The organism is Synechococcus sp. HK01-R, assembly GCF_014217855.1.
Lineage (GTDB): Bacteria > Cyanobacteriota > Cyanobacteriia > PCC-6307 > Cyanobiaceae > Synechococcus_C.
Genome location: NZ_CP059059.1, coordinates 2,303,612 through 2,315,395, shown reverse-complemented (window position 1 = coordinate 2,315,395; position 11,784 = coordinate 2,303,612). Strand labels below are relative to the sequence as shown.

Here is an 11,784-nt window from a genome sequence, read left to right as displayed (position 1 = left end):
TTAAGTGTGTTCCGTTTGAATCAATTGGTCGTCATGCCTTCTAGGAGTCTGCCAGTTTCGCGATGTATTCTTTGGTTGATGCAACGGCTTTTGTTTTCTTTTCAGTGGCATGTCCTATCGCTTGGGTGTCTTTGATCTGCTGAATAGAGATTCTTCGATCTATTGATCTTCTCTGCTCTCTTGCCCTGCGGGTTCCAACAGTGGACCGATTACACCCAGCAGGCTGTTGAGTAATCGCCGGCTGGTCTGCGCTAGTTCGCGCACGTCTTGGAGTGTGCTGGTGATCAGAGGCCTCGACTCCTGCAGCAACAGCTGCGCTTCCTTCTCCGCCACACGCGCCTCCTGGCTTACCTGGCTGATCTCTGCGCTCACGTTGTCCAGGGAGCGGCGCACCACCGGTGCGGTCTCGGCTGCTTCACGTTCGATTGTGGCGGTGAGCGTGTTGGTGTTTTTCAGGGTGTTGCGCAGATCAGCGAGCGTGGTGTTGATGTCGCCGTTCTTGGCAGTCAGCGAGGTGGTGTTGCGCAAGGTGGCCTGGAGTTGCTGCTGCGTGACAGCGAGGTCTTCGAGGGCATCGGCGAGGTTAAGGGGCTCTGCGTAGGCGATGGTTTTGCCATCAAGAGCCTGTGCATCACCAACACGTTGAGGATCAGGACTGATGTCGATGAAGCGATCTCCAACGAGGCCCTCTTGGGCCAGCCTTGCGCTGCTGTTGGGGCCGATCAGCCGGGCTTTGCTCTGCTCAATCCGCAATTGCACTCGCACGCCTGCATCAGGTTTGAGCTCTAACCCACCCACTTGACCCACGGGAAAACCGGAGATGCGCACCTCTTCACCGGAGTGCAGACCACTGATGTCGCTCGCGAGTAGATAAACGTTCACGAACCGGGTGCCCCATCGCTGCTCACGGGCGAGCCCGAAGAGCACGGCAACCAGCAACAAGGCACCGGATCCCAGAAACAACCAACGTTCGCGGGGGTGGGACGGTTCGATCGAGTTCATTCTCAACGCATCACGAGATCACGGTGTTGAACACCAACACCCAAACCAGTTTGAGAGCGAAGGCCAGCATCAGCCCCTCCACCAAGAGATTGCTGACAATCAGTGCCTCGCTGCGACCGCTTCTGAGTGCTGTCGACGCCCGCCACTGACACCAGGCGCAGATGCAGCTCAGGAACACACCACTGCGTATCAGGGTGCGCAGCAGATCCCTAAGCCTGATCCCAGAGAGCAACTCTGTTGTTTCCCGGAACAGATCAGCCCGAGGTGTGACGAGCACCCCGCCAACAATGGCGCCCACGAAAAACAGCAGCATCAGCAACAGACCCACGAACCCTGCAGCCGGCACGGATTGACGCCAGGCTTTCTGCCCTTGCTTCACCACGCGCTCCAGCCAGCGGGGCAGCAGCAGGGCCATGGCCAGCACGCTGACGAGAATGGGCCCAATCAGCTGAAGCACCAGCAGAACAAGCAACTCCAAACTGAAGCGGCTGGTTTGGCTGAGCACACTGGTCGAGAGTTCGATCACCCCAAAACCCACCACAAACCCTGCCATCAGCACCGGACCGGCGCAACGAACACCGTCGCGTTCGGCGAGCAGGAGGCAGTTGTTCAAGGGACGAGACACTGAAATTCAAATCGATTAGGAGCCCAGCAGGAATTGGATCACACCCTTCAGCGTCTGCTCGCCTGTGGTCTTGGGGGAGCTACTTCGGTTGGTGCATGACTACCCGTTGCCCCCTCAACTTCGCTGGCAACAGAGTTGCCATGGGTTTCAGCGGCGGCTGAATTGGCCGTTTCGCTTGCGTGTTGAGCACCCTGCGCTTGGTTGAAGGGATCCATGCCATTAGGGAGCCAGTTCAGATTTCCAGGCTACAAAGGTAATCACGTTTCGCCATCCCCCGATTGGGTGATGCTGGCCTGCCAGAACCCAAGTTTCTCAGTACATTTTGTGCATCGAAGCAACGCTCTAGTGTCTGCGACACCCAAGTCCGTGGTCAGGCCATCGATGCAAGCTCGGATACGAGCTTTGAGCTCTGGATTGCAAGGCAAAGACTTCGTGGCTTTGATTGCGTCCACCATCGCGATCAACCTGATCGTTTTGGCCATCCCGCTTTACATCAATAGGATTTACACCTCAGTGGTGCCCGAGCAGGCCGGCGACAGTCTCGCTGGAATCACCATCCTTCTGGCTGCCGTACTCGTGCTTGATGTGGTGCTGAAGGCACTTCGTAGTTGGGTGTTGACCTGGCTCGGCGCTTCCACCGAACACCGTCTTCGTATGGAGGCGGTGCGTGCTGTGTTGGGGGCGTCTGCCGTGGAGGTGGCGCAGCAGCCCCTCCAGGCTCGGATGGCCCAGCTGAGGAGTCCAACATTGCTTCGCAGCAACCTCGAGCAGCAGTGGTTGGTACGCCATGTGGATCTTCCCTTTTCTCTGGTGTATCTGATTGCTCTCGGTCTGATCGGTGGTTGGCTGATTCTCCCCCCAATCCTTCTGGCTCCAGTCTTTGTTTTGATGGCTAAGAGGGCAGCGCATGAGGCAGCGTGTAGCACTCGTCATCATCATGATCTTGAGGTGAATCGTAATCAGCTCGTTGTCAATGGTTTAGCTCTGGCCTCCACCATCAAAACGCTGAATCTCGAGGGTTTTCTCATCAGGCGTTTGGAGCCGCTGCAAGAGCGACTTAGTCGTCGTTCTTTTGAGCAGGAATCAGCTACGGCAAAACTTCAGAATCTATCGGCTTTGTTTTCTCAGCTTAATCAGCTTTTGATTGTGAGCATTGGTGGCTGGTTAGTGATTCAGCAGGATCTCACCACGGGAGCCCTCGCTGCTTGCACTCTTTTAAGCGGACAGGTGGCGGCGCCTTTGGGAAAGCTCTTCTCCGCAGATGGTCAGCTTGCCAATCAACAGCAAGCAACTCTCGACTATCAGCAATTGTTGAATTTACCTCAGGAGAGCAACCTGCTGGTTGGTTGGGATCAGCGAAACGACAACGCTACTCTTTGTTTTGCCGGTCAAGTGTTGCGGCCAGGTGAGACTTTGCTGTTGCTGGGGGGATCCCCAGGTCAATCAACATCGCTTCTCGATTCGATTCACGCCGCGAACGGTGATGATTTCTTTGAAATCAAGTTTGCTGACCAGTCTTTGGCAGCCTTTCGTAAAACCTGGTTACGTCGCCAACTGGTGCGACTGAAGCCTGAGCCCCAGCCTTTTCGTGGCACCTTGCTTGAGTCGATGACTGGTTTTGAAGTGAACACCAGGGCGGCCGATGCTCTTGCCCTTTGCGAACTCCATGGTGTCTCCACGCTGATCAAAACTTTGCCCAGGGGCTATGACACTACGATTGGTGAGATGCAGGATTATCCGCTTGCTGTAGGCTTGCGCTTTCGCATGAGTGTGATTCAGGCACTTCTGGATTCTCCAGTTGCGTTGATTCTGGATGGCACATTCCCGCAGGTCGGCACTGATGCATTGCAATGGTTGTTAGGTCTAGATATCGATTGCGCGCGCTTGATTGCCTTGCAGAATCCTCCCGTTCGCCTGCCTGAGCCAGTCCGGCGAATCACCTGGCAAGGCGATCGTCTTGTGGAGGTGTCGTCGTGATCACAAGGGAGGAGTTGTTTCAGCTATTGGCCAATAGTGAATCGTCGGCAGCCCGCATCTTGCCTGATCTTCTTGAGGGTCTTGCCTGGATCGGTGAGCCCGTGCAGTTGCGCAATGCACTCAGCGGTAGCCCCTTGCATATGGATGGTGTCGACCTACTGAACACCCTGGCGAATCTCGGCTATCGATGGGATGTCAGTCGTTTCCGTGGTTTGTTGACACCCAGTCAACTGCCCCCATTGGATTTTCCTGTGCTGATCCGCGGGCAACGCGCTCAAGACTTCCTCCTTGTCAAAGACGAGCAACAGCTTCGAGATGCTCTGCCGCGTTTTCGACGTCTGTTTGTATATAGCTTTCGCTTTGAACCGCAAACCATCTCCGAGCAGAGACAATGGTTTCAGGCGCAGGTCCTTCGTTTCCGAGGGAGTATTGCCGAGCTTTATGTGATGACTTTGTTCATTACTCTGCTTGCTTTGGTTCTTCCATTTTATATCCGAGCTGTATACAACCTGGAGATTCCTGGAGGTCAGGTTCATGATCTTTTCGGCTTGTTGCCCTTTGCAGTCCTGGGGGTGATGTTGCAGATGTGGCTTACGCAGCGACGCCAGGCCCGGCTGGCTGATCTTGGGGCGGAATTAGATATCACCATTTGCATTCGTGTGCTTGAGAAATTGATGCTTCTGCGTCTTCCCCAACTTGAGCGCTACACCCCGCTCTCCTTGGCCAGTCGTCTTCGGTCTTTTCAAGGTCTTCGCACCTATGTGACAGGACCCTTGGCTCAGGCTTCGCTTGATTTGCCTTTCATTGTTATTTATCTGATTGCGATCGGTGTGATGAGTGTCCCCTTGATGGTGCTCACTCTCTTGATGATGTTGGTCTGTTTTGGCGGTGTCTATGTTGTCGGACAGACTGCACGCGCTGTTCAGCAGCCTCTCAGTCGTAACCCATCCAACCTGGAACCATTACTCCTTGATCTATTGGATCATCATGGTCGGATTAAGCGGACTGGTATGGAGCGAATCTGGTATTCCAGAGTTGAGCAGGCATCCAGTGAGGCGGTCATTCAAGGACTTGCCCCTTTACGACTTCAACAGCTTTTATCGATTCTGACCGGTGAATTTGCTCAGCTCACAGGTGCGCTTGTTCTGGCCACAGGTGCTGGATTAGCGATTGCTGGTGGCAATGGAATTGAACTAGGCACCATGATTGCCGCCATGTTTTTCGTGTGGCGTGTGTTTCGCCCGATTCAAATGGGTTATCAGGCTTTGAGTCGTTGGTCGCAGATCAAGCCGAGTCTTGATCAGCTCAATCGTTTGATGGCTGCAACCGATGTGGAGCCGAGCTCCTCCCTCACCGCGCGCTGGGTGCTGCCCATGCCCAGCGGTGCTGTGGAGCTCAGCAATGTCACCCTCCGTTTAAACGCTTTGCAGGACCCTGCGCTTACTCAGGTGAATCTCAGCATTGAAGCTGGCAAGTTAGTTGTGTTGAGTGGGCCGGAAGGCTCGGGCACATCCACCCTGCTTCGTGTGATCGATTCTCAGATTCAGCCTGGTAGCGGTGTCGTTCGCTTCGATGGTGCTGATTCCCGTCAGTTTCCCTTAACGCAGCTACGTGAAGCGATCGACTTCTTGCCTGAGCAGCCAGGACTTTTCAGTGCCACCCTGCGAGAAAATATGTTGATTGCCGATCCCTTCATCGGCGACTCGGTAATTGAGGACGCCCTCCTAGCAATGGGCCTCAATGAACTGCTTGAAGCTCCCGGTCTGGATCGACTTGTGAGTGGACTGGGTGCGCATGCTCTGCCCTGTCATCAAGCACAGGCGATTGCAATTACACGTTTATTCTTGAGCCCGCAGCCGATTATCTTGATGGATCATCCATTCCGTCGTTTAGACGCAATTGGCTGCCGCTCTTTGCTGAAACTTCTTCAGCAAAGGAAAGGCAAGGGAACCACCATTGTTGTCTCGGATGAACCACAGTTGCTTGAGGCTGCCGATCAGCTTGTTTTAATGAAGGCTGGCACTGTCAGTTTCTCTGGTACCCCTCAAGAGCTCATGGAAGCCCAGAAGAGAGCTGCAATGCAGCAAGCCGCGATGGCCGCCTTGGGTGGTTCCCCACCGTCCACATAACCAGATGCTTTCGGCCCCTACCGCTTCCTTCTTAAAATGTCTCTTTCCCCATCCAATTCCACTGGTTCCGGCAAGTTGAACACGTCTGATCCACCTGTTTCCGAGGAGATTTCGCTTTGGCAGATGCGGGCCGATGAGGCTGACAGAGCCTTTGGTCACGGTCGCAGAGCTGAGGCTTTATCTCTTGAAGCGGGACAGGTTCCCCCAAACCTCACTCGTTGGCTTCTTGGAAGTACAGCAATTTTGGCGGGTTCTATCGTTGTTTCTGCCCTTGTTCCGATTCAGAATTATGTGATTGCTTCAGGAGAAATTGAGCCTGCTGGTGAGATACAGAAGGTGCAGCATCTCGAGGGTGGCATTATTCGTGCACAGCTTGTTGAGGAGGGGGAGCGAGTTCGCAAGGGCGAGGTGCTAATTCAGCTCAATGAGGGAGAGATTGGTTCTCAAGAGAAGCAGACAGCGACACGAATTACCAATCTCACGCTTGAACAGCGTGAGCTGCGTAAGGCGCTCGGGCAGGAGGCGATCAACAGTACGCAACGGACACCCGCGAAGCCATCGCCTGAAGTGGAGAAGGCTTTCGCAGAACTACTGCAACAGAAGTCCCTGGATATCCAGCGTCAGATCAAGATTGCCGATCAGCGCCTGGCCACCCTGAAGGCCAAACGCAAGGAGTATCTCGATGAAGTTGCCTTACTTAAGCAGCAAACTAAGGCTTATGAGGCTTTGGATAAGGCTGGAGCCATTGCACATAATGACGTGTTGGAGGCGGAACGTCGCATTGCCTCCACAGAAACGCTTCTGGCAGAGCTTGATGGCACGATTCGGGAAACCGAAACTCAGCGCTTTGAGCTGCGTGCAAAGCTACGCACAGACATCCTTGAGCAGTTGGTTGATGTCACGAGTGAAAAGGCAGAACTCCAGAGTGTTTTGGGTCAGCAGTTGGATGAGTTGGAGCGGTTACAGGTTCGATCACCCGTTGATGGGATTGTGAAAAGCTATGTCGTTAGGACAGTCGGCGGAGTGATTGCGCCTGGCTCTGTTGTTGCTGAGGTGGTTCCCGTTGGCGACAATCTGGAAGGTTTCTTGAGGGTCAAACCTGCTGACATCGGCAACGTGTCGGTTGGCCAGCAGGTGGAGCTGAAGGTTCAGGCCTATGACTACAGCCGCTATGGAACGATCTCAGGCAAGGTTAAGTCGATTTCGGCTGGTACGTTCCAGGATGAAAAAACTGGTCAGCCTTATTACAAGGTTAGAGCGTTACTTGATCGTGACTATGCAGGCAAGGTGAAGGGCAAGAATCTGCTTGTCCCAGGTATGACCTTGACGGCCGATATCCTGACGGATCGTACGAATCTATTGATGTATCTACTGGGGCCGATTCGGCGTGGCTTCGGTGATGCGTTCCGTGAAGAGGGCGGCTAACTACTTTTATGAGTAGTAGAGGCTTTTCACCTTTGATGCCTCCATGCTGTCGCTCTTGAAGCCTTTCTTTTTGACATTCCACTGCTCTAAGTCGACTTCTCCCTGTGGTCGCTCGAGTTTGGGACATTGTTCGTAGCCGATCATGTTGTTCTTTGCGCGATGGCTACCACAACTGGTGCTTTTGATCTGTTCACCGCCATCGCCGCTGAATCTTCAGTTCACCAGTTTTCGAGGTGCGTGCTGTAGAGACTTCTCTTCGTTGGAATGACTGCACACGCCGCCCCATCTGATCGTCTCACAAACGGAGAATTGAATGCTCAAGATCCTCGTTGCGTTCTCATGCGGCTTCGCTGTGGCCTGCTTCATTGGCCTGCAAGCCTGCCCCTCGTTCCTTGATGGGGGTGGCATCCTCAGGGAGCCCTTTGCCTTGATCCCGCTGGGTGCCCTGAGCACTCTGATCACCCTTTCAGGTGGCGGAGTGCTCGTGTTCAAAAGGATTCGGCGCCAAACCTCTCGTCAACCATGAGCCATTGCAGCGCCCTGGCCGGAGCCGTATCGCTTCGCCTTAGGCATTCACCCTCCTGCGTTATCCGGGCCAACGCCAGCTACCGCGTTCCAGAGTTGTTTGTGCTTGCACTTGGGTGGCCCCCAGCTCCCGTTCCAGGTGCAGATGACGGCAGTGGGGCTGTTCGGCCAGGGCATTGATCAGCGCTGGGGCATGGGCGATCACCCACACTTGCGTGCGTTCGGCTGCTGCCTGAATCAGCCGAGCCAAGGGGCCCAGGAGCTCTGGGTGCAGGCTGCTCTCCGGTTCGTTCAACACCAACAGGGGTGGCAGCCGCGGGCTGAACAGTGCCACGGTGAGGAGAAGATAGCGCAGGGTTCCATCGGAGAGTTCCGCTGCCTCCAGCGGCCGCAGTAGCCCTGGCTGATGCACATGCAGGCGAAACAATCCGCCATCGTTTTGCACACTGAGATGACAGCCCGGAAAGGCATCATCCATCGCCTGTTGCAGACCGTTGCCATCCCCGTTTTCAAGGATGGTCTGCACCGCGGCTGGTAGATCACTGCCATCGCCGCTGAGGGCAAAGCAACGGGTGCCCACCCGCGGTTGTCTGGCTGGTGCCTCCGGATCGGTGCGGAAGCTGTCGTAAAAGCGCCAACTGAGGATCTGCTCACGCAGCAGCATCACCTCCGGTTGTTGATCAGGATCAAAACCGCGTTGAAACAGTGATTGATCGGGATGGTGTTGAGGCCCTGAGCTGCTGAGCACAGCCCTGGGGTGGAATCCCTCGCCCGCCCAGATCCATTCCCCTTTGAGCTGGGGATCAAGGGCAAAGGCGCTCTGGCGTTCCTGTGGGTAGCCCAGTTCCACGGCATAGGAGAAGGGCTCGGCCGCAAACCCCAGCCGTAGCCGCACCGCCTGCTGGCGCGGACCTCCTTGAATGGGCTGCTCGCCTTCGCGCATGGCCCGGCTGAGGCGCTCCGGCCCTGCCCACATCACTGCTGGCAGGCCTCCCTCCTGGGCCAACGCTCCCACCATCGTTCCTCGCGCTGCGGCTGTGAGTAAGCGCAGGGCCCGGTAGAGGTTCGATTTGCCACTGCCGTTGGCGCCGGTCACCAGAGTCAGTTGCCCGAAGGGCACAACAACGTTCTGCAGGGAGCGATAGCCGCTCACGGCGAGGCGGTGAATCATCGGTTCAGCCGGTCGCGAAGTTTGATTCTGATCCGAATGAACTCCTCTGGGTTCATCGGTCCAACAAAAACCCCCGCCTTGCGGCGAGGGTGAAATGACGATCGTTGCGGATGGTCGTCACCAGGAGTACTTAAGGCCACCTCCGTAGGAGACTTCGGTGCCGTTGCTCCAGAAGCCACCGTTGACGCCGGCATAGAGGGAGACGGAATCGGAGGTTTCAATTTCGATGGAGAGGCCCACATCGAGTGCGTTAGCACCGCGGTTCTGTCCGAGGACATCAACGGAACCGAGAGCCGGCATTTCAGAGAAGGACGCGGTGAGTTCATGCTCCTCGTTGGCATCGCCCATGAAGTCGTACTCGTAGCCGACGGTGAGTCTTGGGATGAGTCGATTGGTTGAGTTGAGCTTGATTGGAGTTTCCAATGTGAAGCCAATCCCCCAAAGGAGGGAGTCGGCGGTGTGGGAGTCAACGGCGAGGTTGAGTGACTTGGCGCCTGATTCGGAGAATGAGCCCTGCTGGTGGTTGGCGTAGGAGAGGAAGGTGCGTGGCTTGAGGCGAATGGCGTCGGGATCGTTGTTGTTGCCATTAAGCGCCCAGTTGTATTGGGCCTCAAGGGATGCGAGATAACCATTGCCATCCCAGTTGGCTTCTGCGGTGCGATTGAGGCCCCCAAAGGCCATGGTGCGGTTGGAGTCGTACTGGAGATTCATGTAGCCGAGGAGGCCGGAGAACTTCCAATCGGGTGAAGGCCTGTAGATGCCCCAGATGGAACCGGAATAGGTGTCGGAATTGATGTGTGTATTGGCGTATTCGTAGTTGTAGAGGCGTGCTTGTCCATAACCAAAGGCAGCACCAGCACTCCACTCGGGGGAGAAGGCGTATTGGAGGCCGTAGATGGTGGAGAAGACGTTGTAATCGAGCGAGGCAAGATCGTTGGTGCCATCAAGGCTGGCCTCGGTGTTGGTGCCATCCAGGAGAAGACTCCAGCGGCTGCCGACAGTTTTGGTGCGCTCGTCACAGGTGTCGGGTCGATTTGGAGAGTCTGCGGGGATGAGTGTGCCGTCGTCGAGCTTGCAGAAGGATGCGGTGTGGGTGAGGGGAACGGATCGATCCGTGAGGGCGAGGGAGTTTTTACCGAGTTGCTCAATGGCCTCGAGAGCCACCGACTGCATGGAGGCGTAGGGCTCAGCGGAGATGGAGTGCAGGGCCTGGTTCACCTGCGCCACGGTGGGGAGATTGAGTAAGGCGCTGTAGACGGTGACGAAATCCGGCGTGACGAGGGCTGCCTTGGCTTGATTGGTGGTGTAGCCGGTCGGAGTACCAGTGCTGGACGGGATCGGTGCACCGCCCGTAATGCCTGCATTGACAGCCGAGAAGACGGAGGTCATGCCGGCATCGATGGCTTTGGCCTTATTGATGTTGTTGGCGTTGGCTGCGCTCGAGCCAGAGTTTCCACCTGAAGACGTTGAATTACAGGCGGTGGCGTTGCCTGTATTGGCGACGCACTGATCCTTTGATTGGGTTGATGTTTGTGTGATGGTGGACGTGATCGCACCACCTGTTTGTTTGACCTGGTTGATCGTTCCCTGTCCAGGGTTGCTATTAGGAGCTACGACAGATCCTGCTGCACCACCACCTGAAGTCGTGCCAGAGCCTGAACTTGCGGCATTCTGAACCCAGCCATATTGCAGTTTGGTGGGGTCGTAGGAGGGATTCCCGCTTAGTTTGTTGAAATCCGAGCTTTGACCGCGGACGAAGTGATAGCCAGTGGCGACAACGGCTGATGAGGTGTCAGCGTTGGCTGTGCTTGAACCTGCATACGCCGTAGGAGCCGTGATTCCTGTGTAGACAAGGCCAGGCGTTGGATTTCCTGTGATCTCAACAGTGCCGGCAAGATTTGAGACTGCGCCAGTCACCCTGAGAAGGTCGCTTTGCGGGCCATTGACTTCAAGTTGCAGAACACCGCCTCCGGTTTGCTCGTAGTTGCTGACTGTGAGCTCGCCAATGCTGTTGCCAGGTGAAACCAACCCTTCGTTGACGACATCACGTTCGATGAAGCCAGTTCCAGACAGGATGCCCTTTTCAAATACGATAAGTTCCCGTTGTGGTTTGCCGGATGCACGGATCAGTTGGCCATCAACGGAGAGGGATCCTTCTCTAACGAAGACGTCACCGTCGAAGCTGCTTGTGCCAGAGAGCTTTTGCTCGAATAGGCCTTCTTTGATGAGGTCGCCTGTGCCGGAGATGGTGTTTTCAGAATTTACAGACTGAAAAGGCGAGTCGCCTTTCAGTGTTAAATCGCTATCGGACAGAATAACTTCGCCGTAACCCTCAAGGCTGGAAATAGTTTGCGATCCCTCAAGGGTGAGCGTAGAGGGGGCATTGACCAGATTGATGCGCGGGGTCTTGGTTAGTGAACCTGCCTTGGAGATGATGACCTCGGTGTTGCCTTCGATGAATAGGTCGGTGAACTCCAGCGTGCTGCCCGATAAGACAGCTGTGCCCTTTGCTGGTGCCAGTGCTATTGGTGAGGGTGCTGCTATTGCTGAATGTTAGTGTCGTGTTGTTTGGGTCGGAGCCCATAAAGTTGCCGCTGAACTCTGTGAAAGCATTATTTGTGTCTATTTCGGAGGAGTCGACTGGGCCGATATAGAATACTTCGCTGATTAATTGGTTGCTCTGATCAACTTTCAGTGTTCCACCTGAGAATTCTGGTAGCAGGAATATGCCTAGATTGCTTGTTAGATTGATCGTATTGTTGCCCCCGGGTAGGATGGGGTTAAGTGTGTATGCGTAGTAAAGATTCTCGTAGTATAAACTCGGGCCTCGTGTGGTGCACTTGCTTGGTTGTTCTCTGAAACAGGATACCCCCCAGAGAAAGGGGGCAGCAGTATTAATAGTATTAGTCGAGTAGGCATAAATAGGCCCT

At 55.2% G+C, this 11,784-nt stretch carries 8 protein-coding genes; 4 read left to right on the top strand and 4 right to left on the bottom strand.

The genetic code is table 11. The features are described from left to right. Positions 1–159: 159 nt before the first annotated feature. The gene (locus H0O21_RS12425) at positions 160–1,002 is read right to left on the bottom strand and encodes an MlaD family protein (RefSeq protein WP_185189857.1); all 843 of its coding nucleotides are present in this window, start codon (positions 1,000–1,002) and stop codon (positions 160–162) included. Between the two features lie 10 nt (positions 1,003–1,012). Next, a complete protein-coding gene (locus H0O21_RS12420) occupies positions 1,013–1,615 on the bottom strand; it encodes a hypothetical protein (RefSeq protein WP_370523055.1) in 603 nt (200 codons plus the stop codon). Between the two features lie 213 nt (positions 1,616–1,828). Between H0O21_RS12420 and H0O21_RS12415 the strand changes: the two genes are divergently transcribed. The 4 genes from H0O21_RS12415 to H0O21_RS13700 all read left to right on the top strand — a co-directional run bounded on the left by H0O21_RS12415 (position 1,829) and on the right by H0O21_RS13700 (position 7,684). Beyond that, positions 1,829–3,604 (top strand): ABC transporter transmembrane domain-containing protein, encoded by a 1,776-nt coding sequence (locus H0O21_RS12415; protein WP_185189856.1) that lies wholly within the window; start codon positions 1,829–1,831, stop codon positions 3,602–3,604. A gap of 107 nt (positions 3,605–3,711) precedes the next feature. After that, complete coding sequence (locus tag H0O21_RS12410) at positions 3,712–5,733, top strand: ATP-binding cassette domain-containing protein (protein ID WP_185189855.1); 2,022 nt, start codon at positions 3,712–3,714, stop codon at positions 5,731–5,733. Positions 5,734–5,769: 36 nt separating this feature from the next. Further along, complete coding sequence (locus tag H0O21_RS12405) at positions 5,770–7,158, top strand: HlyD family type I secretion periplasmic adaptor subunit (protein WP_185189854.1); 1,389 nt, start codon at positions 5,770–5,772, stop codon at positions 7,156–7,158. Between the two features lie 313 nt (positions 7,159–7,471). Beyond that, entirely contained in the window at positions 7,472–7,684 is a 213-nt protein-coding gene (locus H0O21_RS13700) for a DUF3955 domain-containing protein (RefSeq protein WP_185189853.1), read from the top strand. A 60-nt stretch (positions 7,685–7,744) separates the two neighbouring features. Here H0O21_RS13700 and H0O21_RS12395 read toward each other — a convergent pair whose 3' ends face one another. Together H0O21_RS12395 and H0O21_RS12390 are read right to left on the bottom strand one after the other, a co-directional pair. Further along, positions 7,745–8,854, bottom strand: coding sequence for an AAA family ATPase (locus tag H0O21_RS12395; RefSeq protein WP_185189852.1), 1,110 nt, complete (start codon positions 8,852–8,854; stop codon positions 7,745–7,747). A gap of 117 nt (positions 8,855–8,971) precedes the next feature. Next, a complete protein-coding gene (locus H0O21_RS12390) occupies positions 8,972–10,243 on the bottom strand; it encodes an autotransporter outer membrane beta-barrel domain-containing protein (protein WP_185189851.1) in 1,272 nt (423 codons plus the stop codon). Positions 10,244–11,784: the final 1,541 nt, after the last annotated feature.